A 23,677-nucleotide genomic window follows, 5' to 3' on the forward strand; every position below is an offset into this window, starting at 1 on the left:
GAACGTGGCGCCGGAACAGCACCCGGCAGATCGGGCGTCCGGCGGCGGGGACACAACCACTGTGCCTGTCGGACGAGTTGGGCGCCACTGAATAAAACGACCGGAGCTACGGCCCTACGGGGATCAGCGCCGCCGCCACTTGCGCCGGCGCGCCTTGCTGAAGAACCACCCCGCAGGCGGCTCTTCGGAGCGCCAGGGCTGCGGCTCGGGCTCCTCGTTGCGCCAGCGTGCGGCGAGCATGCGGGCACGGGCAGACGGCTCGGAGGTCTCGGCGCCCCGTATGAAGTGCTCGTCCAGGACCAGTTCGTCCCAGTCGTCTGCCATTCCCGTTCCTCTCAGTCGTACATCCCCAGGTGCCTCAGTCGTCCATCCTCATCTGCCCAGTCTGACCGGACAGAGGTGAAGTCCCCGTCAAGGTCAGGACTTGTCACTCCTCACCGGCGAGCTTCAGCGTGCGCAGCTTCTGTCCGGCGTACCAGGTGGCCAGGACGGTCACCGCGACCAGGAAGACCGTGGCCGTCGTCAGGCCGACTTCCGAGGTGACCAGGTCGCCGCCGGCAACCTTGTGGGCGACGGCAAGCGACCACTGCTGGACGCTCAGCGTGCGTGCACCGGGCACCAGGGAGCCGAACAGGGCCTCCCACACGAGCGCGTACACGAGCCCGAAGACCACCGCGTGCCGGGACACCGTGCCCAGCAGCAGGAACAGCGCCGCGTAGGCGATGGAGGAGACCAGCGCGGCGACCGTATAGGCGACGGCGATCTGCTGCCCGTTGCCGTTCAGGATGAAGCCGGCGATGAGGGTGGGCAGCGCGGAGAACACCATCGTCACCGCGATCGCCACGATCAGCTTGGTGAAGATGATCGTCGACCGCTTCAGCGGCTTGGACAGCAGATACACCACCGAGCCGTCGTCGATCTCCGGTCCGATCGCGCCCGTGCCGGCGATGACGCCGATGAGCGGCACCATCGTGGCGAGCGCGAGCCCGCCCAGCAGGTCGGAGGCCGTCTGGTCGTCTGCGCCGGCGAGGGCGCGGACGACGACCGAGATCGCGATCAGCAGCAGGGGCAGTGCGCCCAGGATGAGGGCCCGGCGACGGCCGAGCAGGGCTCGGTAGGTGAGTCGGGCGACTGTGGGGTCGTACATCTTTCGGCCTCCTACGCCGCGACCAGATACGAGAAGACGGACTCGAGGGACTCGTCGGACGGCGAGACCGTCAGCAGCCGGATGCCGTGGTCGCGGGCGACCCTGGGCAGCAGCGCCGTGAAACGGCCGAAGTCGACGGCCTGGATGCGCAACGCGCCCTCCGCCAGGTCGACCTCGATGCCGGACGTCGACGGGTCGGCGATCAGTGCGGCCGCAAGCGCGCGGTCGTCGCTGGAACGCACCAGGTAGCGGTGCGGGCGGTCGGTCATCAGGCGGCGGATCTTGCGGAAGTCACCGCTGGCCGCGTGCCGTCCGGCGACGACGACCTCGATGTGCCAGGCGAGTTGCTCGACCTCTTCGAGGATGTGGGACGAGAACAGCACGGTGCGGCCCTCGTCGCCCATGCGCCGCAGCAGGTCCATGAGCTGCATGCGCTGACGGGGGTCCATGCCGTTGAAGGGCTCGTCCAGGAGGAGGAGCGAAGGGTCGTGGACCAGGGCGCTCGCCATCTTCACGCGCTGGCGCATGCCCTTGGAGTACGTGGAGATCTTCCGGTCCTGTGCGTACTCCATCTCCACCGTGGCCAGCGCCTTCTGGGCCGCCTTGTCGCCCAGGCCGTGCAACTCGGCGTTGGCGACGACGAATTCGCGTCCGGTGAGGAAGTCGTACATCGCCTCGCGTTCGGGGACGATGCCGATGTGCTTGTAGATCGACTCGTTGCGCCAGACCTGCTGCCCGTCGAGGGTGACGGTGCCGGTGGAGGGGGCCAGGAAGCCGGCCATCATGTTGATGAGGGTGGACTTTCCGGCGCCGTTCGGGCCGAGCAGGCCGGTGACGCCGGGGCCGATCGTCATGGTGATGTCGTTGACGGCGACCACGTTGCCGAACCAGCGGGAGACGTGGTCGATCTGGAGCGTGGTCACAGTCCCACCTTCTTGTAGCGGCGCATCAGGAGGCCGTAGCTGGCGGCGATCAGGCCCAGGGTGAGCAGGACGTACACCACGCCCTGGCCGGTCGAGGGGCCGTGTTCTCCCGGGAGTGCCGGGGTCGCGCCGAGGAAGGCGGACTGCACGCCGTCGATGAGCGTGACCGGCGAGAAGAGACCGATCCACGGGATGGCGCTCGTGCTGCCCTGTGCGTCGGCGATGGCCTGGAGCGTCGTGACGGCGCCGTAGGAGACGATCAGGACGGCGATCACGGCCGCGATGCCGAAGCCGCGGCGCGGGGTGACCGATGCGATGACCAGGCCGATGCCGGCGAAGAGCAGCGAGAGCAGTGCCACGGATACGAGTGCCTGTGCGAATCCCTTGGTCTGGTCGGCGAAATCGAGCTTCGCCAGCAGCGCGCCCACGTAGAGCACGATCAGCGGGGCGGCGGTCAGGATGAACATCGCCGAGGCCAGCGCCGCGTACTTCGCGCGCACGTAGTCGGCGGTCTCGATCGGCCGCGAGAAGTACAGCGGCACGGTCTTGAAGCGCAGGTCGCGCGAGACGGACTGGGGTGCCTGCGAGGCGACGTACAGGCAGATGACGGACTGCATGATGATCGCGTAGCGCGTGTACTGGACCGGCAGTTCGTGCGCCTTGGTGGCTACGGCGACGGCCACCATGATGGCCGCCGGCACGCACATCACCGCGAACAGCAGCATCGGCAGCACCTTGGACTTGATCGAACGGCCGAGGCCGTAGGAGCCGCGCAGGGACTGCGAGTACAGGGAGCGGGTCGCGTAGGAGCGGCCGAGACGGGGGCCGTCGTAGGTGCGGTAGCCGATGTTGTGGATGCGGGTCTGGTCACCCGGCGCAGCCGCCGCGGGATGCTCAACTGCCATGGCCGACCGCCTCCTTCCGCTGCTCTTCCTCGCTCTTGAAGACCTCCGAGATGTGGTGCCTGCGCTGCTCCATGCGCACCAGGCCGAGGCCGAGATCCGCGACGACGTCGCGGACGAGGTCGTATGTCTCCTCGCCCTGCGCCGTGAGCAGCAGGATGTGCCCGGCACCCGGCAGGCCGTCGCTGCCGTCGACAACGTCCACCCCGCGCGCGTGCAGCGCTTCGCGCACCGCGCGCGTGCCGTCCGGGTGGTCGTCGGTGTCGGTAACCTCGATCGCGAGGGTGGTGGTGGTCTGGGTGAAGTCCGTGGTGGAGCTGGAGCGCAGGAGCTTGCCGCCGTCGATGACGACGACGTGGTCGCAGGTGCGCTCGAGCTCGCCCAGCAGGTGCGAGGTGACCAGGACCGAGATGCCGAAGTCGGTGTGGATACGGCGGATCAGGCCGAGCATCTCGTCGCGGCCCACCGGGTCGAGGCCGTTGGTCGGCTCGTCCAGGAAGACCAACTGCGGGTCGTGGACGAGCGCCTGCGCGAGCTTGACACGCTGCTTCATGCCGGTCGAGTAGCCGCCGATGGGGCGGTAGCGCTCCTCGTACAGACCGACATGGCGCAGCGTGTCCGCGGTTCGCTCGCGTGCGGCCGTGGGCGGCAGGCCCGACATGCGCGCCATGTGGACGACGAACTCGGTGGCCGAGACGTCCGGCGGGAGGCAGTCGTGCTCCGGCATGTAGCCGACCCGCTCACGGATGTCGCCACCCTTGGTCGCGACGTCGAGCCCGAGCACTTCGGCGCGGCCCTCCGAGGCGGGGGACAGACCCAGAAGGATCTTGATCAGTGTTGACTTGCCGGCTCCGTTTGCTCCGACGAGTCCGGTTACCCCGGGCCCGACGTCGACGGAGAGCCGGTCAAGCGCGGTCACCCGGGGGAACCGCTTGCTCAGGCTTTCGGTCGCGATCACAGTCACGTCTTCGACGATAGTGACGCGGACCACGACGGTCGTCAGACCGCAGAGCTGTCCTGCCATCAGACTCCAGGCGTACGGGTCCGTAGGGGATTCCCCTACCTGAGAGCTACGCAGAGTTATCCACAGCCCGAACCCCTCCTATTGACGCAGCCTCTAACAACTGTCACATTCACCAGTGTCAAGTTACGGGCACGTACCGCAGTCGGCATGGACGAGGTGGGCGGTGGCATGACGACGGCAGTGACAGATGGTCTCTCCACGCAGCTGCGGGGGTTCAGGCAGGTGCAACGCCTCGCCTACGAGTGCGCGGAGGCGGTCGCCGCACAGCTCCAGCCGGGGGTGACCGAGCGCGAGGCGGCCCGCATGCAGCGCGCCTGGCTGCGCGAGCGAGGCATGCGGGACTGGTTCCATCTGCCGTTCGCCTGGTTCGGGGACCGCACGGCGTTCGTGAACTTCCGCATCCCGCTCCAGTTCTTCCCGACGGACCGGCGGCTCGAGCCAGGGATGCCGTTCATCCTGGACATGGCCCCCGTGTACGACGGATACACGGCCGACATCGGCTACTCGGGCTCCCTCGGGATCAACCCCGTGCAGGACAAACTCATGGCCGACCTGGAGGCGCACCGCGAGCTGATCCTGCGCGAGGTGCGCGAGCGGCGCCCGCTGCGCGCGATCTACGAGGACGTGGACCGCCTCATGGTCCGCCAGGGCTACGCCAACCGGCACCGCGCCTATCCCTTCGGCGTGATCGCGCACAAGGTCGACCGTGTGAAGCAGCGCCGCTGGTCACCGCATCTGTTCGGGTTCGGCACACAGTCCCTGAAGGGGCTCGCCTCCGACGCGCTGCACGGCCACCGCGACGGCTGGTCCCCGCTGTGGTCGCCGTACCGCTTCTCCGACCACCCACCGCAGCCGGGTCTGTGGGCGGTGGAACCTCATCTCGGTTTCCGGGGTACGGGCGCGAAGTTCGAGGAGATCCTGGTCGTCACCGACTCCAGGGACCCCGAGGAGAGCGCCTTCTGGCTGGACGACGATCTGCCGCACGTGCGGCGCTGGGCGGAGGACAAGTGACGGGCTTTGCCCAGTCGGTGCTCAAGGGAGCGCGGGAGCGCCGGATACGGACCGGCGGCGTGGAGCTGTGCGTGGCCGAGCTGGGGGACTCCGGGCAGCCGACGGTGGTCCTCGTGCACGGATACCCCGACAGCAAGGAAGTGTGGTCCGAGGTCGCCCCGCGGCTCGCCGAGCGCTTCCATGTCGTCCTCTACGACGTCCGCGGACACGGCCGGTCGACGGCACCGCAGCCGCTGCGCGGCGGCTTCACCCTGGAGAAGCTCACGGACGACTTCCTGGCGGTGATCGACACCGTCAGCCCGGACCGGCCGGTGCACGTCGTGGGACACGACTGGGGCTCGGTGCAGTCCTGGGAGTTCGTCACCGTCAAGCGCACCGAGGGCCGCATCGCGTCCTTCACCTCGATGTCCGGCCCGTCCCTCGATCACTTCGGGCACTGGATCAGCAAGCGCGTCAAGCGGCCCACCCCGCGCCGTGTCGGCCAGCTCCTCGGCCAGGGCGCCAAGTCCTGGTACGTGTACCTGCTGCACACGCCCGTACTGCCCGAGCTCGCCTGGCGCGGCCCTCTCGGCAAACGCTGGCCCCGCATCCTGGAGCGCCTGGAGAAGGTGCCCGGCGGCGACTACCCGACGTCCTCACTCCCCACGGACGCGGCACACGGCGCCTGGCTGTACCGGGACAACGTCCGGGCCAGGCTGCGCAGGCCCCGCCCGGACGCCTACGCGCACGCGCCCGTGCAGCTCATCACGCCCCTGGGGGACGCGTTCCTGTCGGAGAAGCTCTACGACGAACTGGAGCGGTGGGTCCCGCAGTTGACCCGCCGCACACTCCCGGCCAAACACTGGATACCGCGCACCCGTCCCGACCAACTGGCCTCCTGGATCACCGAGTTCGTGACGGCCACCGAGGGAGGGAAGAACAGGGTGCAGGCGACCGGCAGATACGCCGAGCGCTTCGGCGGGCAACTCGTCCTCGTCACCGGCGCGGGCAGCGGCATCGGGCGGGCCACGGCGTTCGCCTTCGCGGAGGCCGGAGCACGCGTGGTCGCCGTCGACCGGGACGCCGAAGCCGCCGCCCGCACCGCCGAGCTGTCCCGCCTGGTCGGCGCCCCCGAGGCCTGGGCGGAGACGGCCGACGTCTCCGACGAACACGCCATGGAGAAGCTCGCCGAGAAGGTCGCCACCGAGTACGGAGTGGTGGACGTCCTGGTGAACAACGCCGGGATCGGCCTGTCCGGCTCCTTCTTCGACACCAGCCCGGAGGACTGGAAGAAGGTCCTCGACGTCAACCTGTGGGGCGTGATCCACGGCTGCCGGCTCTTCGGCAAGCAGATGGCGGAGCGCGGACAGGGCGGCCACATCGTCAACACCGCGTCGGCGGCCGCGTACCAGCCGTCCAAGGCGCTGCCCGCCTACAGCACCTCCAAGGCGGCCGTGCTGATGCTCAGCGAGTGCCTGCGCGCGGAACTTGCAGGTCGGGGAATCGGCGTGAGCGCGATCTGCCCGGGCTTCGTCAACACCAACATCACCTCGACGGCACGCTTCGCGGGCGTGGACGCCGAGGAGGAGAAGCGGCGCCAGAAGAAGTCGGCACGGCTGTACGGCATGCGCAACTACCCACCGGAGAAGGTCGCCGAAGCGATCTTGCGCGCGGTCGTGCGCAACGAGGCGGTCGTTCCGGTCACACCGGAAGCCAGAGGCGCCCACTTCATGTCCCGGTTCTCCCCACGCGCGTTGCGGGCGATCGCACGCATGGAGCCACCGCTGTGAGTGGGCAGTTGCTCAGAAACCGCCGTGGCCGGTCGTTCCGCAGGGCAGAACGACCGGCACGGCCCGCAGCACCGGGTGCCGTCGGCCGACGGCACGCCGGCGGACGAAGGCACTCACCATGCAAACGCCGTACCGGATAGAGGACTTGGCACACCACAGCGGCGCCACCGTCCGCACCATCCGCGCCTACCAGGACCGCGGCCTCCTCCCCCGTCCCGAGCGCCGCGGCCGCGCCAACCTCTACTCGGACGCGCATCTCGCCCGCCTGCGCCAGATCGCCGACCTCCTGGACCGCGGCTACACCCTGGCCTCCATCAAGGAGCTCCTGGAGGCGTGGGACGCGGGCCGCGGCCTGGGCGGGGTGCTCGGGCTGGTGGCCGAGGTCGACGGCCCGTGGAGCGACGAGGAGGCGGTACGGATCTCGCGCGCCGAACTGGACGAGCGCTTCGGCGGCGACCCCGACGACGCGGCGGTCGCCGACGCCGTGGAGCTGGGCGTGCTGGAGCCGGTTCCCGGCGACGAGGACTCCTTCCTCGTGCCGAGCCCCCAAGAGCTCGCCGTGGCCGGCGAGTTGTACGCAGCCGGTGTCCCGCTGGCCGCGATCTCAGGCCATCTCCGGGAGTTGAGGGGCCAGGTCGAGCACATCGCCGCCCGTTTCCTGGAGTTCACCACCGAGCACGTCTTCGCCCGCTACCTCGACGGACCGCACCGCCCGACCGACGCGGACGCGGCCGAAGCCGCCTCGCTCGTACGGCGACTGCGGCCGCTCGCGCAGCAGACGGTGGATGCGGAACTCGCGCGCGCGATGCGCTTGTTGGCAGTACGCCACCTGCGACAGCAGCTCGGCTCCGGGGAACCCGCACCGGAGCGCCCGACGTCACGCTCCGTGTCCTTGCCCCAGGAGACAATGCGGGCGGTGGAAGGGCTGGTTGGCCCGGAGCGGGCGGCGGAGTTCATCCGTCTGGCGGCTGAACGAGAGGTAAGGGCAAGGGCGTTGGACGCGCTCACGTCAAGAGAGGTACCCCCAACCGATCTTGACGAACACCACTGACGTGTAAGCAGAGTTGTCCACAGAACCGCCAAGTAGCCTGTGGATAACTACAGTTGGTTGTGGATCAAACCTACCCCCCAAAATAATCTGCGTGATCCACGTCTCTCCCGTCATGCTGACCGTATGGACGAAAGACGCATGGACGAAAGACGCACCGTAAAGGTGTCGAAGTACCTCTCGAAACACCTGCGCCACCAGCCCGAACGGATCGGGCTCACCCTCGACGAGGCGGGCTGGGTCGAGATCGACGTGCTGATCGCCGCTGCCGCCGCGCACGGCTTCCGCATCACCCGCGAGGAGCTGGACCACGTCGTCGCCGTGAACGACAAGAAACGCTTCGCCGTCGAGGGCACCCGAATCCGCGCCAGCCAGGGCCACAGCGTCGAGATCGAGCTCGGACTGGCACCGGCCACCCCGCCGCCGTACCTCTATCACGGGACCGTGGCCCGCAACCTGGACGCGATCCGCGCCGAGGGGCTGCGGCCCATGAACCGGCACGACGTACACCTCTCGCCGGACCGTGAGACCGCGACCCGTGTCGGCGCCCGCCGCGGCCGGCCCGTCGTGCTGTCCGTGGACGCGGCCGCCATGCACCGCGACGGGCACGTCTTCCACGTCAGCGAGAACGGGGTGTGGCTCACCAAGGCGGTGCCGCCTCAGTACCTGCGCTTCCCTCAGCCGCACTGACGCACGGCCCCCGCCCCCCCCTCGGCGCGTGGCCGTGCGACCGCGCACGGTGACCGTTTCGTCCGTTGTCACCGGGGCGGCTTAGTCTCGGGGACATGAGTCTGCGTCTGAGCACTGTGATCCTTCCGTACCGCCGCTGGCACGAGGGCGGCCGTTCGGCATGGCAGCGCGCGGAGCAGCTCGGCTTCCACACCGCGTACACCTACGACCACCTGTCCTGGCGCAGCTTCCGGGACGGCCCGTGGTTCGGTGCCGTACCGACCCTGACCGCGGCGGCGGCCGTCACCGATCGGATGCGGCTGGGCACGCTGGTGACCTCGCCGAACTTCCGCCACCCGGTGCCGTACGCGAAGGAGTTGATCTCCCTCGACGACATCTCCTCGGGCCGGTTCACCCTCGGCGTCGGCGCGGGTGGCAACGGCTTCGACGCCACCGTGCTGGGGCAGGAGCCCTGGACCCCGCGGGAGCGCGCGGACCGGTTCGCCGAGTTCGTCCAGCTCCTGGACCGGCTGCTGACCGAGGACGGCAAGGAGGGGCTGTCGTACGAGGGCGACTTCTACTCGGCGCACGAGGCGCGCAACATACCGGGCTGTGTGCAGCGTCCCCGACTGCCTTTCGCGGTGGCGGCGACAGGCCCGCGCGGGCTGCGGCTGGCCGCGCGGTACGGGCAGGCGTGGGTGACCACGGGCGACCCCAGGCTGTACGAGAACGGCACTTCTGAACAGTCGGTTCAAGCCATTCGCGGCCAGGCCGAGAAGCTGGCCGACGCCTGCGCCGAGATCGGCCGGGACGTGAACGGCCTCGACAAGATCCTGCTCACCGGCTTCACCCCGGACCGCGGCCGGCCGCTGGAGTCGCTGGACGCGTTCGTCGACTTCGCGGGCCGCCACCGTGAGCTGGGCTTCACGGAGATCGTGCTCCACTGGCCCGTCCCGGACTCCGACTTCGCCGCCGACGAGAAGGTCTTCGAGCAGATCGCCATGGAGGCCGCGGCCCAGCTCGGCTGAGCGGACGGGCTGTGACGGTGCTGATGAGGACGGTAGCCACTCACATGTGCGGACTCCCGCACGGCCGTGCAGGCATATGCGGGAGAATGGGCGGGTGACCTCAGCGACTCGACAGCCCGAGACCCCGGCCGCCGCCGCTGCGCCGCGGCTCATAGCCACCGATCTCGACGGCACCCTCCTGCGGGACGACAAGTCGGTCTCCCCGCGCACGGTGGCCGCCCTCGCCGCCGCCGAGGACGCGGGCATCGAGGTCTTCTTCGTCACCGGCCGGCCGGCCCGCTGGATGGACGTCGTCAGCGACCACGTCCACGGCCACGGCCTGGCGATCTGCGGCAACGGCGCGGCCGTGGTCGACCTGCACGGCGGCCCGGGTGCCCACCGGTTCGTGAAGGTACGGGAGCTGGCCCGGGACAACGCGCTGGACGCCGTACGGCTGCTGCGCGACGCGGCGCCTGGCACGGTGTACGCGGTGGAGCAGACGTACGGCTTCCACCAGGAGCCGGACTATCCGAAGCTGCACATGGAGATCCCGGACAACCTCATGCCGGCCGAGGACCTGCTGGCGCCCGACGGTCCCGGATCCGCCGAGCCGGTCCTGAAGATCCTTGCGTACCACCCGACCCTCGACCCGGACGGTTTCCTCACCACCGCCCGTCTCGCCATCGGCGACCGGGCCAACGTCACCCGGTCAAGTCCCAGCGCCCTGCTGGAGATCAGCGGCCCGGGCGTCTCCAAGGCGAGCACGCTCGCCCTGTGCTGCGCGGAGCGCGGTATCTCGCACGAGGAGGTCGTCGCCTTCGGGGACATGCCGAACGATGTCGAGATGCTCACCTGGGCGGGCCGGTCCTACGCGATGGGCAACGCGCATCCGGACGTCATCGCCGCAGCCTCGGGCCGCACGGTCGCCAACAACGACGACGGGGTGGCGCTCGTCATCGAGCGGATGCTGGCGGAGCGGCGTTAGCCGCCCGTGGTGATCCGGGAAGCGCTGGTCGCGCCGGTCATGCGAGGGGAACGCCGCGTGCCGCCAGCCAGGGCACCGGGTCCACCGCAGAGCCCATCTGCGGCGTGACGCGCACCTCGAAGTGCAGATGCGGGCCGGTGGAGTTGCCGGTGGTGCCCGACTGACCGATCCACTGCCCGGTGTCCACCCGCTCGCCCTCGTCGACGGCGACGGCGGCGAGATGGGCGTACTGGGTGTAGTAGCCGCCCGGGTGCTGGATCACGATCTCGATGCCGAAGGCGCCCCCGCAGGACACGCTCACCACGCGTCCCGCGCCGACCGCCCGCACCGGTGTGCCGATCGGTACCGCGAAGTCCTGTCCGGTGTGCCGGTTCGCCCACCGGTCGCCGCCGCTGCCGAAGCCGGCGGACAGTTCGTACGTCTCCACGGGCGCGACCCACGGTTGCGTGAGGTTCCTCGTGGGCTGTTGGAGCCGGACGGAGCCGCGGCAGCTGCCGGCCGCGACGGAGGCCTCCGCCTGCCCCTGCAACTGCCCACGCGCTTCCTCGAGTTTGCGCTCGATCGTGTCCTTCACGGCGGCGAGCTCCATGTTCCGTTTCTCCAGCGCCTGCCAAGCCGCCTTGGCCTTCGCCTCGTCGGCGGCGAAGCGTGCCTCGGCCCGGCGGCTGCGGGAGACGGAACCGGCCAGGGCCAGATTCGCCTGCGTCAGGACGTGCTGGCTGCGCATCAACGCGTCGGGGCTGTCCGCGAGGATCAGCTGCGCAGCCACCGGTAGACCGCCGCCGGTGCGGTACTGGGCGCGCGCCATCCTGCCCAGGTCCTCGTGCAGGCCGGCGATCTCCCGCCGTTCGCCGTCCAGCAGCGCCTGGGCCTGCTCGGCCTGCGCCCGCCGCGCCCCGGCCTCCTGGCGACCCGCTTCGTACTGCTCCGTCGCCAGTGCCGCATCCTCGTAGAGCTGCGCGACCCGGGCACTGATGCCGCTGCCGATCCCGTCTCCGTCGCCCACACCCATCGCCTCCGTGGGCCGGGCCACAAGGACGACGAGCGCACACAACAGGGCCGGTAGGAGCAGCGGATGACGGCGGAATGAGCGCATGTCAGCGATCGTGGCCCGACCGGCCGGGACGGGTCATGTTCAAGTCCTGCGCCTGGGGGAAGCAGCACCCCGGATGGCTCAGTACGGACGGATCGTGACGAGTCGGTACGGCGCCTGCCGCACCGTAAGCGCTGCGCTCGTGCTAGGACGGCGTTCCGGCCGGCAACTCCGTCTCGGCCTCCCGCTCCACCATCGCCCGCAACGGCCCTGGTACGGCGGCCAGTTCGGCGTACGTCCCGCGCTGCACCACCCGCCCCTCGTCCAGTACGACGACCTCGTCGACCGTCTCCAGGCCGGCGAGCCGGTGCGTGATGAGCAGCGTCGTGCGGCCCTCGGTGGCGGCCAACAGGTCGGCGGTGAGGGCGTCGGCCGTCGGCAGGTCGAGGTGTTCGGCGGGTTCGTCGAGCACGAGCACCGGGAAGTCGGCGAGGAGTGCGCGGGCCAGCGCGAGGCGCTGTCGCTGTCCGCCCGACAGCCGGGCCCCGTGTTCGCCGACCAGTGTGTCGAGCCCGTCGGGCAGGCTGTCGGCCCAGTCCAGCAGCCGGGCCCGGGCGAGCGCGTCGCGCAGGTCGCCCTCGGTGGCGTCCTTCTGCGCCAGCAGCAGGTTCTCGCGTACCGAGCTGTCGAAGAGGTGCGCGTCCTGGGCACACAGTCCGACGAGCCGTCGTACGTCGTCGCCGTCGAGCGCGTGGGCGTCCACGCCGGCCAGCGTGTACGAGCCCGCGTCCGGGTCCAGGAAGCGCAGCAGCACCTGGGCCAGCGTCGTCTTGCCGGAGCCGGACGGCCCGACCACGGCGATCCGGCGTCCCTGGTGGAGGGTGAGGTCGAGGCCGTCGAGTGCATCCCGGTCCTGCCCTTCGTACCGGGCGGTCAGACCCTTCAGGGCGACCGGGAAGGGGGAGGCGGGGGCCTGCCGGGGCTGCTCCGGCTCGCGTACCGGCTCGGGCGCGTCCAGAACCTCGTACACGCGCTCGGCGCTTCTGCGCACCCGTTGCCGGTACTGCACGGCGAGCGGCAGCCCGAGGACCGCCTCGAAGGCGGCCAGCGGGGTGAGGACGACGACGGCCATCGTCACGCCGCCCAGCCGCCCGTCGGTGACCGCCTGAGCGCCCACGAGGGCCGTTGCGGCGACCGTCAGACCGGAGAGCAGCGCGGTGAGTCCGTCGCCGAGCGCGGTGGCGGTGGCGGCGCGCGAGGCGATCCGGGTGAGCGTGCCGTCGGCGCGCCGTGCCTCGGCGGTACGGGCCGGCAGGGCGCCGGCGACGGTCAACTCCGCGGTGCCGGTGAGCAGGTCGGTCACGCGCGTGGCGAGCACCCCTCGGGCGGGGGCCAGCCTGCGTTCGGCGCGGCGGGCCACGGCACCGGTGACCAGTGGGACACCGGCTCCGGCCGCCACCAGCCCGACGGCGAGTGCGAGGCCGGCCTCGGGCAGCAGCCAGGTGGTGAAGCCGACGGACGCGGCGGACACGATCGCCGCGGATCCGGCGGGCAGCAACCAGCGCAGCCAGTAGTCCTGCAGGGCGTCCACGTCGGCGACGAGGCGCGAGAGCAGGTCGCCACGGCGGGTGCTGCGCAGCCCGGCGGGCGCCAGGCGCTCCAGCCGCCGGTAGACGGCGACCCTTGTGTCGGCGAGCATCCGCAGCACCGCGTCGTGCGACACGAGCCGCTCGGCGTACCGGAAGACGGCCCGCCCGATACCGAAGGCCCGCGTCGCCGTCACGGCCACCATCAGATACAGCACGGGCGGCTGCTGCGAGGCCCGTGAGATCAGCCACCCGGAGGTGGCCATGAGCCCGACGGCACTGCCGAGCGCAAGGCTCCCGAGCAGCAGGGCGAGGGCGAGACGGCTGCGCCGGGGGCCGGACATGGCCCGGACGCGGGCGAGGACAGCGCGCGTGCCTGTCGTGAGACCGGTCGTCCCGGTCTGCTCCGGGGCGGGGTCGGCGGCCTCGACGGGGGTTGCATCGGACCTCACAGCTCCGGACTCCACGGAAGAGGCGGGCGATGTGGGTTCCTCAGGCGCCGTTGCCATGTCCGCCGTCTCCAGCCGCACCACCCGGTCCGCAACCCCCAGCAGCGCCGGCCGGTGCACCACCAGCAGCACCGTCCGCCCCACCGCCAGCCGCCGTACCGCCTCCACGACCTCGGCCTCGGTGGCGCCGTCCAGAGCCGCCGTCGGCTCGTCGAGCAGCAGTACGGGCCGGTCCGCGAGGAAGGCCCGGGCCAGCGCGAGCCGCTGCCGCTGCCCGGCGGACAACCCGGCCCCGTCCTCCCCGAGCAGGGTCTCGGTGCCCCGGGGCAGCGCGTCCACGAACCCCATCGCCCCGGCGTCGCTCAACGCTTGGCGTACGGCAGTGTCGTCGGCGTCGGGCCGGGCCAGCCGTACGTTCTCGGTGATCGTCCCGGCGAACAGATGCGGCCGCTGCGGAACCCAGGCGATCCTCGACCGCCACTGCTCGAGATCGACCTCGGCGAGATCGGCTCCCCCGATCCGCACCCGCCCCTCGGCCGGCGGCACGAACCCCAGCAGGGCATTCAGCAGCGTCGACTTGCCCGCGCCGCTCGGTCCGACGAGCGCGACGGTCTCGCCGGGCTCGACGGCGAAGGACACGTCCGACACCGCATCCTCGGACCTCCCGGGATACCGAACCGTCACCCCTTCGAAGGCAATACCGCCCGCCGACACGGGCGCCGTGCCCGATGCCGGCACAGGCGTCTCCAGGACCGCGAAGATCTCCTCGGCCGCCGCAAGCCCCTCCGCCGCCGCGTGGTACTGCGCGCCGACCTGCCGCAAGGGCAGATAGGCCTCGGGAGCGAGGACGAGGATGACGAGGCCTGTGTACAGGTCCATCTCGCCGTGCACGAGCCGCATGCCGATCGTCACGGCGACCAGCGCGACCGACAGCGTGGAGAGCAGCTCCAGCGCAAAGGACGAGATGAAGGCGATCCGCAGCGTCCGCATGGTCGCCAGCCGGTACTCGCCCGTGATGCGTTTGATCGACTCGGCCTGGGCCTTGGCCCGCCCGAACACCTTCAGCGTCGGCAGCCCCGCGACGACATCCAGGAAGTGCCCCGACAGCCGGGACAGCAGCCGCCACTGACGGTCCATCCGGGACTGCGTGGCCCAGCCGATCAGGACCATGAAGACCGGGATGAGCGGCAGGGTTCCCACGATGATCGCTGCCGAGACCCAGTCCTCGGTGACGATCCGGGCCAGCACCGCCACCGGCACGACCACCGCGAGCCCCAGCTGCGGCAGATAGCGCGAGAAGTAGTCGTCGAGGGCGTCGACTCCACGGGTGGCGAGGGCAACGAGCGATCCGGTCCGCTGCCCGCTCAGCCATCCCGGTCCCAGCTCGACGGAGCGCTGCAGCAGCCGCCCCCGCAGCTCCGACTTCACCGCCGCGCTCGCCCGGTGCGCCGCGAGCTCGGTGAGCCACGAGACCAGCGCACGGCCACCGGCGACAGCCGCCAACAGCAGCAGGGGAGTGCGGAGTTCGCCTACCGACATCCCGTGCTGGAAGGCACCCACCACCACCTCGGCGATGAGCATCGCCTGAGCGATGACCAGCGCCGCACCGACCACGCCCAGGCCGACGACCGCCACCATGAAGAGGCGGGTGGCACGGGCGTATCGGAGCAGTCGCGGGTCGATCGGTTTCACGTGAAACACACCCTCTTCTCAAGGGGCATGTTTCACGTGAAACATGCCCCAACTCGGACTCAGTGCACAGCGTCTGCGATGTGCTGCGTACCGATCCGCTTGCGGAACACCCAGTAGGTCCATCCCTGGTAGAGCAGGACGATCGGCGTGGCAATCGCCGCGCACCAGGTCATGATCTTCAGGGTGTAGGGGCTCGACGAGGCATTGGTGACCGTGAGGCTCCACTCCCCATTGAGCGAGGACGGCATGACGTTCGGGAAGAGCGACAGGAAGAGCATCGCCACGGCGGCCACGATCGTGATCCCGGACAGTGCGAACGACCATCCTTCGCGCCCGGCCTGATTCGCCACCAGGGCGGCGACCAGCGCGGCCACGGCCACGACGAGCGCGACCAGGCTCTTGCCGTCGCCACTGTCGACCTGCGTCCACAGCAGGAAGATCAGCGCCACCACGGCGGTGACGAGACCTACCACCGTCGCCAGCTTCCGCGCCCGCTCGCGGATGTCCCCAACCGTCTTGAGCGCCGTGAACACGGCCCCGTGGAAGGTGAACAGCGTGAGGGTCACGAGCCCGCCGAGCAGCGCGTACGGGTTGAGCAGATCCCAGAAGGTGCCGACGTACTCGAAGTTCTTGTCGATCTTCACGCCCCTCACGATGTTGCCGAAGGCCACGCCCCACAGGAACGCCGGGATGAGCGAGGTCCAGAAGATCGCGGTCTCCCAGTTGCGCTGCCAGTTCTCCTCGGGCCGCTTCGCGCGGTACTCGAAGGCGACACCGCGCACGATCAGGCTGACCAGGATGATCAGCAGCGGCAGGTAGAAGCCGGAGAAGAGCGTGGCGTACCACTCGGGGAAGGCGGCGAAGGTCGCGCCGCCCGCCGAGAGCAGCCACACCTCGTTGCCGTCCCACACGGGCCCGATGGTGTTGATCAGCACCCGCTTCTCGGGGCGGTTCCGGGCCAGCAGCTTGGTGAGGATGCCGACCCCGAAGTCGAAGCCCTCCAGGAAGAAGTAGCCGGTCCACAGGACGGCGATCAGGACGAACCAGACGTCGTGAAGTTCCATGACTCGATCTCCCTCGGCCTAGTACGAGAAGGCCATCGGCTTGTCGGCGTCACGGGTGTCGCCGCCGATCTTCGTGGGCGGGTTGAGGTCGGCCTCGGTGAGTTCGGGCGGGCCGGCCTTGACGTACTTCACGAGCAGCTTGACCTCGACGACGGCGAGGATGGCGTAGAGCGTGGTGAAGACGATCATCGAGGTGAGAACCTCGGCCTGGGAGACGCCGGGGGAGACCGCATGCCGGGTCTGCAGGACGCCGTAGACGACCCACGGCTGGCGGCCCATCTCGGTGAAGATCCAGCCCCAGGAGTTGGCGATCAGCGGGAAGCCGAGGGTCCAGATCGCCACCAGCCAGTACAGCCTGCTGAGCTTGGGGCTGAGTGCCTTGTTCCTGAAGAGGACCAGATGCGGCACCTCGTCGTCGCCGACCCTCAGATGCTGCGGCAGCATGAACTTCTTACGGGTCAGCCAGAGTCCGACCAGGCCGATGGCGAAGGACGCCATGCCGAAGCCGATCATCCAGCGGAACGCCCAGAAGGTGACGGGGATGATGGGCCGGTAGTCGCCGGGACCGTACTTCTCCTGCTCGGCCTTGTTGGTGTCGTTGATGCCGGGGACGTACGAGTTGAAGTTGTCGTCGGCGAGGAACGACAGCAGTCCGGGGACCGACAGTTCGACGGTGTTGTGGCCCTTGCTGACGTCGCCGTACGCGAAGATCGAGAACGGCGCGGAGTTCTGGCCGTCCCACAGCGCCTCGGCGGCAGCCATCTTCATCGGCTGCTGCTTGAACATGACCTTGCCGAGCGTGTCGCCGCTGATCGCGGTGAGCAGACCGGCGATGACGACGGTGACCAGCCCCAGCCGCAGCGAGCTCTTCATCACGGAGACGTGCTTCTTGCGGAACAGGTGGAAGGCGGCGATGCCGACCATGAACGCGCCGCCGGTCAGGAAGGAGGCGGAGAGCGTGTGGAACGCCTGGGCGAGCGCGGTGTTCTGGGTGAGCACGTGCCAGAAGTCGGTGAGCTCGGCACGCCCCCTCGCCTTGTTGATCCGGTAGCCGACGGGGTGCTGCATCCAGGAGTTGGCCGCGAGGATGAAGTACGCCGACAGGATCGTGCCGATCGAGACCATCCAGATGCAGGCGAGATGGATCCTCTTGGGCAGCTTGTCCCAGCCGAAGATCCACAGGCCGATGAAGGTCGACTCGAAGAAGAACGCGATCAGGGCCTCGAAGGCAAGCGGGGCGCCGAAGACATCGCCGACGAAGCGCGAGTAGTCGGACCAGTTCATGCCGAACTGGAACTCCTGCACGATGCCGGTGACCACACCCATCGCGATGTTGATCAGGAAGAGCTTGCCCCAGAACTTGGTGGCTCTGAGGTACTTCTCCTTCTCCGTGCGCACCCAGGCCGTCTGCAGGCCTGCCGTGAGGGCGGCGAGCGAGATCGTCAGGGGGACGAAGAGGAAGTGGTAGACGGTGGTGATGCCGAACTGCCAGCGCGCCAACGTCTCCGGCGCCAGAGCCAGGTTCACGTCGTCAGTCTCCTTAGGTCGCCGTGGTACAGCGGCAGTTTGCCCCTTATGTCACACACATCATTGGAGCAACCGGGCACGCTTGTGAACGCGTTCACATTCACAAGCAATTATGACGCACTGATTCTCGAAGCTCGAAGGGGGGTCCCGCTTGGGCCGTTCGGTACCCCTCTTGGCAGCGACTTCAACATCTTGTTGAATTGTCTGCCGTGCAGATACGGATCTCGTGGCCCGCCGGCCACCTCACCGCGACCCTCGACGACACCCCGACCACCCAGGCCCTCACCCAGGCACTGCCCTTCGCCTCCACCGCCCGCACCTGGGGCGAGGAGGTCTATTTCGACACAGGCGTCTCTGTTCCACGTGAAACAACGGCCCGACAGGTCGTGGACCCCGGCACCGTCGCCTTCTGGACCGACGGTGACGCCCTGGCACTCCCCTACGGCCCCACCCCGATCTCGCGAGGCGACGAGTGCCGCCTCGCGAGCCCGTGCAACGTTCTGGGCCGCCTCGACGGCACCCCCGGGCTCCTCGCCACGGTCCGCGACGGCGACCCGGTGCGCGTGGAAGTCGTAGACGGCTAACGCCGGTTCACAGCTCCTTGCGGAACCCTTCCGCCACCTTCAGGAAGATGTCGTTCGCCTCGGTCTCCCCGACCGTCACCCGCACACCCTCGCCCGGGAACGGCCGGACCACCACGCCGTGCTGCTCGCACGCCGCCGCGAACGCGACCGTGCTCTCCCCCAGCCGCAGCCACACGAAGTTGGCCTGGGTCTCGGGCACCGTCCAGCCCTGCGCGCGCAGCCCGTCGACCACGCGGTTGCGCTCACAGACCAGCGAGCCGACCCGGCCCAGCAGTTCGTCCTCGGCCCGGAGCGAGGCGATGGCCGCCTCCTGCGCAAGCTGGCTCACACCGAACGGCACCGCCGTCTTGCGCAGCGCCGCCGCCACCGGCTCATGGGCGATCGCGAAGCCGACCCGCAGGCCCGCGAGGCCGTACGCCTTGGAGAACGTCCGCAGCACGCAGACGTTCGGCCGCTCGCGGTACAGCTCCACACCGTCCGGCACCTCGCTGTCGCGGATGAACTCGCGGTACGCCTCGTCCAGCACGACCAGCACGTCGCGGGGCACCCGGTCGAGGAACCGCTCCAGCTCGGCGCGCCGTACCACCGTGCCGGTCGGATTGTTGGGGTTGCAGACGAAGACGAGGCGCGTCCGGTCGGTGATCGCATCCGCCATCGCGTCCAAGTCGTGCACATCGCCCGGGGTCAGCGGCACCTGCACCGAGGTCGCGCCGCTGATCTGCGTGATGATCGGGTACGCCTCGAAAGACCGCCAGGCGTAGATGACCTCGTCACCAGGGCCACTGGTGGCCTGGATCAGCTGCTGGGCGACGCCGACCGAACCCGTGCCGGTGGCCAGATGGGAGAGCGGGACGCCGAAGCGGTCCGACAGCTCGTTCATCAGGCCTGTACAGGCCATGTCCGGGTAGCGGTTGAAGGACGAGACCGCGGCCGTCACCGTCTCCATCACACCGGGCAGCGGCGGATACGGGTTCTCGTTGGAGGACAGCTTGTAGGCCACCGGGCCGCCGGTCGCGGCAGGCTTGCCCGGCTTGTAGGTGGGGATACCCTCCAGCTCGGCGCGCAGCTTGGGGCTCGTCTCGCTCACCGCAGTCCTCCTCATGACCACCACCGGCTTCCAATACTGCTCACCTTATGAGGATTCGGCGCCGCTGCGTACAGCTGAGGACAGACCTCATCCGTCACACGCACATCAGGGGCATCACCACCCGTAGCAAGACGAACCGGGGGGCGCGGTCACATATATCTACGCGCCGGTGGCTCGCGCCCTGGCGCGCATCGCCCATCAAGGTGAGTTGAGACCTCTTCGAAACATCGGGGACTTGGCAGGCCCATGCGCGCCGACAAGTCACGTAGTTCCATTGGATCGTTCAACTGACTTTGTTTCAAAGGCAGTTGATGGCATATGACCTTGCAGAAACGTGCCTGTCAACGCGTGCATATGCGTCCGCCCTACCCCACTCCATGAGCCCTACTATCGGCTCGCCATGACAGCAGCAGGGAAGCACCAGGTGAGCCGCGCGGAAACCTCACGCCGAGGCAGCCGGCCGGGCCGGGCGGGCATCAGAGACGTTGCCGCCGCCGCCGGAGTCTCCATCACGACCGTCTCCGATGCCCTCAACGGGAAGGGCCGGCTCCCGGACGCCACCCGGCGCCATGTCCGCGAGGTCGCCGACCGGCTGGGTTATCGCCCGTCGGCGGCAGCCCGAACCCTCCGTACCGGCAAGTCGGGCCTCATCGGCCTGACCGTGACGACCTACGGGGATGAACCTTTCACCTTCACCGAGTTCGCGTACTTCGCCGAGATGGCGCGCGCCGCCACCTCGGCCGCGCTCGCCCGCGGTTACGCCCTGGTCATCCTGCCCGCGACCTCCCGCCACGACGTGTGGTCGAACGTCGCACTGGACGGCACGGTCGTCATCGACCCCTCCGACCAGGACCCGGTGGTCAGCGAACTGGTACGGCAGGGCCTGCCCGTCGTCTCCGACGGCCGCCCGGCAGGCTCGCTCCCGGTCACCGCATGGGTCGACAACGACCACGAAGCCGCCGTGCTCGGCATCCTCGACCACCTGGCCGACGCCGGCGCACGCCGCATCGGACTGCTGACGGGGACATCGACCGACACGTACACCCACCTGTCGACCACGGCGTATCTGCGCTGGTGCGAACGCGTCGGACAGGACCCCGTGTACGAGGCCTACCCGGCGCACGACCCGTGCGCGGGCGCCGTCGCCGCCGACCGGCTGCTCGCCCGACCCGACCGGCCCGACGCCGTCTACGGCCTGTTCGACCCGAACGGCACCGACCTGCTCGCCGCGGCCCGCCGCTACGGCCTGCGGGTACCGGACGACCTGCTTCTGGTCTGCTGCAGCGAATCCACCGTGTACGCCAACACTGAACCGCCCATCACCACACTCTCACTGAAGCCGCGCCGCATCGGCACGGCTGTGGTGCAGCTCCTCATCGACGCGATCGAGGGGGTCGAATCGGACCAACCGGTCGAGCAGGTGATACCGACGGAGCTGATCGTGCGTACCTCGTCCCAGCGACGTCCGCCGCGTACGACGGTCAGCGCGCCGCGCTCGCCCGAAGAGGAGTAGAACAGAGGCCGTCAGCAGGCGGTCGAAGCCCTGCCCAATCGGGGCGAAAGCCGCGGTGAACTGGACTCTTCCTCCGATTCACCACCCCTGGGTCATCACATGGCGCGATCGGCATTCCTATGATGGGCCCACGACACCGCGGGCCGCTGCGACCAGGCAGTCCGAAGCGGTGCAGATGCGGCGCGATGGTGGAGGGGTCTGATGACTCAGGGGGCCGGTCAGGGACCCGAGACGGAGCGGACGGCGACGTTGCGCGACTTCCGGGTACCGGCGTATGTCCACGAGACCGGTCCGTACGGCCACAGCACACACCCCGGCGACGTCGCCAGACCCGTCGAGGAGCCGGCCGACCACCCGGAGGGGTACACACCGACAGAGCGCGACCTGCCGGTCATCAACCGCGGTGACACGCTTCAGGTGACCGTCGACCCCTCATCCCTCCCCGTCCCGCAGCAGACCGACGGCGCAGGCCCGCTGTACGTCGTCGGTGATGTGCACGGCTATCTCGACGAGTTGGTGGCCGCCCTCCAGGAGCAGGGCCTCATCGACGCCGCGGGGAACTGGTGCGCGGGCACCTCCCGGCTCTGGTTCCTCGGCGACTTCACCGACCGTGGCCCGGACGGCATCGGCGTCATCGACCTCGTGATGCGCCTGTCCGCGGAGGCGGCCGCGGCCGGCGGCTACTGCAAGGCGCTCATGGGCAACCACGAACTGCTGCTGCTGGGCGCCAAGCGGTTCGGTGACACCCCCGTGAACTCCGGTGCGGGCACGGCCACCTTCCAGGCGGCCTGGCTGCTCAACGGCGGCCAGAAGACCGACATGGACCGCCTCCAGGACCATCACCTCCAGTGGATGGCCCGCCTCGACGCGATCGAGGAGGTCGACGGCTATCTGCTGGTCCATTCGGACACCACCGCCTACCTCGACTACGGTGACTCGATCGAGGCCGTCAACGACACCGTCCGCGAAACGCTCACGCGCAACGACGCGGACGAGTGCTGGGATCTGTTCCGCAAGTTCACCAAGCGGTTCTCCTTCCGCGACGAGGGCGGTGCAGACGCCGTACGCTCCCTGCTGAGTACGTACGGCGGCACGCGGATTGTTCACGGTCACAGCCCCATTCCGTATCTGCTGGGCGAGGTCGGCTCCGAGGACGGCGAGGACAGCGCCGGGCCCGTGGTCGAAGGACCGCACGTCTACGCCGAGGGCCTCGCCATCGCGATGGACGGCGGAGTGACCATGGCCGGAAAGCTGCTGGTCCAACAACTGCCGCTGGATATCTGAACGTTCACAGGGCAGGCGTCCCCCATGGAGGAATCGCGATAAACGGCGCAGGCCAGGGCCCAATTTCTTCAAACCCCCTGTCACCGTGTGCCTTCGCCGCTCTACCATCGGCTTATCCGTAGCAGGCTCCCCTCCGTTTCTGCCCGACGGCTCGTTGGCATGCGAGCCCCAAGCCCTACGGAGCATCGGGGGATGCACATGAACAGCGTTCCGCAGCACCTGCTGAGCGAGGACCGCCAGGAGTACGAGCGGGTCCTCGATGAGGCGCTGCGCTCCGCCCCAAACCGCCCGGAACTGGCCGCTGTCGGCAAGCGGCTCAACCCCGAACAGCTGCGCACGATGGCGCTCAACGCCACCGCCCTCATCACGGTGGCCGCGGCGGCCGAGTACCAGCACTACGTGAAGGTCCGCGAGGAACTGCGCCAGCCGGCGCCGTCCACCCCGCCGTCCACCCGTGAATCCGGCTCTGCGGAGCCGGGCGCGGCGGCGGTGGGGCTCGCCACCACCCTCGGCGAGGCCGCCGAGCCGGCCGGCGCGGGCGCCGTCGCCGTCGCCGCCGTCCTCACCCCCGTCCTCGCCGGAACAGCCGCGGTGATCTTCCTGCTCGTCGGATACATCATCAGGTCGCTTGAACCCAAACAGGTATTCGGCAAGACCATGATCACCGCCGGTTGGGTGTTCGGTGCCATGACCGCGGCCGCGATCCTCGTCGCCGCTGTTGGGCTGCTGCTCACCGCCCTGCGCAACCAGCCCTCGCTCGAGTCCGGACCGTACGGCGAACTGAGCGGGGAGGTGGCCCTGGCCAGGGAAGCCTGGCGAGAAGCGCTCCTGGAGCGCGGCATCATGCCGTTCCTCCGGGAGGCACTGGCCGACCCCGGCACCGCCGCGGCGCTGCACAGCGCCACACCGCCGACGCCGACCAGCCGTATGCCTCACCTCGGCTACGACCGGCCGGGCTTCAGCAGCCCGGACGACGGCTCGGTCCCCGGCTCACGCCCGAGCTTCACCAGCCCGGACTACACCAGTCCGGACTTCGGAGGCCCGGAACACCAGCCGGAGTAACCGTCGGCTTGCGCCCCCCGCATCAGAAAGGCCCGCCAGGGCCCGCAGGGGAGCGCAAGCCGAACACGGACCCCGCGACGGCTCCGCCCTACGGCAACTCACGCCGAAGAGCGGGACCGTCTTCCCCGTCGAAGGAGCCACTCACACCGGCATGGTCCGCGATCGGCAGGTACACCCTGTTGCCCACGGCCGCGAACTCCTTCGACTTCTCCGCCGTGCCCTGCTCGATCTCCGCCCGGCTTCCGCCGTGTTCACGGCGGATGTCCTGGGAGATCTTCATCGATCTGTGGATCGGTGCCCATACGTTCCCT

At 69.4% G+C, this 23,677-nt stretch carries 20 protein-coding genes and 1 pseudogene; 10 read left to right on the top strand and 11 right to left on the bottom strand.

Annotation, left to right across the window (positions count from 1 at the left end):
* Positions 1 to 123: 123 nt before the first annotated feature.
* The 5 genes from EDD92_RS23815 to EDD92_RS23835 form a co-directional block, all read right to left on the bottom strand.
* On the bottom strand, positions 124 to 324 hold the full coding sequence (locus tag EDD92_RS23815) for a hypothetical protein (RefSeq protein ID WP_123966183.1): 201 nt from the start codon (positions 322 to 324) through the stop codon (positions 124 to 126).
* Positions 325 to 427: 103 nt separating this feature from the next.
* On the bottom strand, positions 428 to 1,147 hold the full coding sequence (locus EDD92_RS23820; RefSeq protein WP_123966184.1) for an ABC transporter permease subunit: 720 nt from the start codon (positions 1,145 to 1,147) through the stop codon (positions 428 to 430).
* A gap of 11 nt (positions 1,148 to 1,158) precedes the next feature.
* The gene (locus tag EDD92_RS23825) at positions 1,159 to 2,070 is read right to left on the bottom strand and encodes an ABC transporter ATP-binding protein (protein ID WP_123966185.1); all 912 of its coding nucleotides are present in this window, start codon (positions 2,068 to 2,070) and stop codon (positions 1,159 to 1,161) included.
* Positions 2,067 to 2,975 carry an ABC transporter permease subunit gene (locus tag EDD92_RS23830; RefSeq protein WP_123966186.1) on the bottom strand — a complete coding sequence of 303 codons (909 nt, stop codon included), beginning with the start codon at positions 2,973 to 2,975 and terminating at the stop codon, positions 2,067 to 2,069. The genes EDD92_RS23825 and EDD92_RS23830 overlap by 4 nt, the downstream gene beginning before the upstream one ends.
* A complete protein-coding gene (locus tag EDD92_RS23835; protein ID WP_123970515.1) occupies positions 2,965 to 3,930 on the bottom strand; it encodes an ABC transporter ATP-binding protein in 966 nt (321 codons plus the stop codon). Before EDD92_RS23835 ends, EDD92_RS23830 begins: the two co-directional genes overlap by 11 nt.
* A 234-nt stretch (positions 3,931 to 4,164) precedes the next feature.
* Between EDD92_RS23835 and EDD92_RS23840 the strand changes: the two genes are divergently transcribed.
* The 6 genes from EDD92_RS23840 (at position 4,165) to EDD92_RS23865 (ending at position 10,485) form a co-directional block, all read left to right on the top strand.
* Complete coding sequence (locus EDD92_RS23840) at positions 4,165 to 5,007, top strand: M24 family metallopeptidase (protein WP_185124110.1); 843 nt, start codon at positions 4,165 to 4,167, stop codon at positions 5,005 to 5,007.
* Positions 5,004 to 6,776: an SDR family oxidoreductase gene (locus tag EDD92_RS23845; protein ID WP_123966188.1), complete on the top strand. Its 1,773-nt coding sequence runs from the start codon at positions 5,004 to 5,006 to the stop codon at positions 6,774 to 6,776. Before EDD92_RS23840 ends, EDD92_RS23845 begins: the two co-directional genes overlap by 4 nt.
* A 118-nt stretch (positions 6,777 to 6,894) precedes the next feature.
* Positions 6,895 to 7,827, top strand: coding sequence for a MerR family transcriptional regulator (locus EDD92_RS23850; RefSeq protein WP_123966189.1), 933 nt, complete (start codon positions 6,895 to 6,897; stop codon positions 7,825 to 7,827).
* Between the two features lie 123 nt (positions 7,828 to 7,950).
* Positions 7,951 to 8,514 carry an RNA 2'-phosphotransferase gene (locus tag EDD92_RS23855; protein ID WP_123966190.1) on the top strand — a complete coding sequence of 188 codons (564 nt, stop codon included), beginning with the start codon at positions 7,951 to 7,953 and terminating at the stop codon, positions 8,512 to 8,514.
* A gap of 95 nt (positions 8,515 to 8,609) precedes the next feature.
* Positions 8,610 to 9,521, top strand: a complete 912-nt coding sequence (locus EDD92_RS23860) for an LLM class flavin-dependent oxidoreductase (RefSeq protein WP_123966191.1) — start codon at positions 8,610 to 8,612, stop codon at positions 9,519 to 9,521.
* 76 nt (positions 9,522 to 9,597) lie between these two features.
* The gene (locus tag EDD92_RS23865) at positions 9,598 to 10,485 is read left to right on the top strand and encodes an HAD hydrolase family protein (RefSeq protein ID WP_185124111.1); all 888 of its coding nucleotides are present in this window, start codon (positions 9,598 to 9,600) and stop codon (positions 10,483 to 10,485) included.
* A 37-nt stretch (positions 10,486 to 10,522) separates the two neighbouring features.
* Here the strand turns inward: EDD92_RS23865 and EDD92_RS23870 are convergent, their stop codons facing one another.
* From EDD92_RS23870 to EDD92_RS23885, 4 genes are all read right to left on the bottom strand, one after another.
* Positions 10,523 to 11,581, bottom strand: coding sequence for a M23 family metallopeptidase (locus EDD92_RS23870; RefSeq protein WP_123966193.1), 1,059 nt, complete (start codon positions 11,579 to 11,581; stop codon positions 10,523 to 10,525).
* A 142-nt stretch (positions 11,582 to 11,723) separates the two neighbouring features.
* Complete coding sequence (cydD, locus tag EDD92_RS23875; protein WP_123966194.1) at positions 11,724 to 15,245, bottom strand: thiol reductant ABC exporter subunit CydD; 3,522 nt, start codon at positions 15,243 to 15,245, stop codon at positions 11,724 to 11,726.
* A gap of 59 nt (positions 15,246 to 15,304) precedes the next feature.
* Entirely contained in the window at positions 15,305 to 16,309 is a 1,005-nt protein-coding gene (gene cydB, locus EDD92_RS23880; RefSeq protein WP_123966195.1) for a cytochrome d ubiquinol oxidase subunit II, read from the bottom strand.
* 18 nt (positions 16,310 to 16,327) lie between these two features.
* A complete protein-coding gene (locus tag EDD92_RS23885; protein WP_123966196.1) occupies positions 16,328 to 17,836 on the bottom strand; it encodes a cytochrome ubiquinol oxidase subunit I in 1,509 nt (502 codons plus the stop codon).
* Between the two features lie 209 nt (positions 17,837 to 18,045).
* Between EDD92_RS23885 and EDD92_RS23890 the strand changes: the two genes are divergently transcribed.
* On the top strand, positions 18,046 to 18,420 hold the full coding sequence (locus tag EDD92_RS23890; RefSeq protein ID WP_123966197.1) for a cyclophilin-like fold protein: 375 nt from the start codon (positions 18,046 to 18,048) through the stop codon (positions 18,418 to 18,420).
* A 7-nt stretch (positions 18,421 to 18,427) separates the two neighbouring features.
* Here the strand turns inward: EDD92_RS23890 and hisC are convergent, their stop codons facing one another.
* On the bottom strand, positions 18,428 to 19,507 hold the full coding sequence (hisC, locus tag EDD92_RS23895) for a histidinol-phosphate transaminase (protein ID WP_123966198.1): 1,080 nt from the start codon (positions 19,505 to 19,507) through the stop codon (positions 18,428 to 18,430).
* 400 nt (positions 19,508 to 19,907) lie between these two features.
* Here hisC and EDD92_RS23900 point away from each other — a divergent pair, with 400 nt between their 5' ends.
* The 3 genes from EDD92_RS23900 (at position 19,908) to EDD92_RS23910 (ending at position 23,366) form a co-directional block, all read left to right on the top strand.
* Positions 19,908 to 21,020 carry a LacI family DNA-binding transcriptional regulator gene (locus EDD92_RS23900; RefSeq protein WP_030938801.1) on the top strand — a complete coding sequence of 371 codons (1,113 nt, stop codon included), beginning with the start codon at positions 19,908 to 19,910 and terminating at the stop codon, positions 21,018 to 21,020.
* Positions 21,021 to 21,221: 201 nt separating this feature from the next.
* Positions 21,222 to 22,304, top strand: coding sequence for a metallophosphoesterase (locus EDD92_RS23905; RefSeq protein WP_123966199.1), 1,083 nt, complete (start codon positions 21,222 to 21,224; stop codon positions 22,302 to 22,304).
* Between the two features lie 192 nt (positions 22,305 to 22,496).
* Complete coding sequence (locus EDD92_RS23910; protein ID WP_123966200.1) at positions 22,497 to 23,366, top strand: hypothetical protein; 870 nt, start codon at positions 22,497 to 22,499, stop codon at positions 23,364 to 23,366.
* Between the two features lie 154 nt (positions 23,367 to 23,520).
* Here EDD92_RS23910 and EDD92_RS23915 read toward each other — a convergent pair.
* Positions 23,521 to 23,649, bottom strand: a pseudogene (locus EDD92_RS23915) (thiamine biosynthesis protein ThiC); the annotation flags it as partial.
* Positions 23,650 to 23,677 lie beyond the last annotated feature (28 nt).

The organism is Streptomyces sp. TLI_185 (genome assembly GCF_003814765.1).
Classification (GTDB): domain Bacteria; phylum Actinomycetota; class Actinomycetes; order Streptomycetales; family Streptomycetaceae; genus Streptomyces.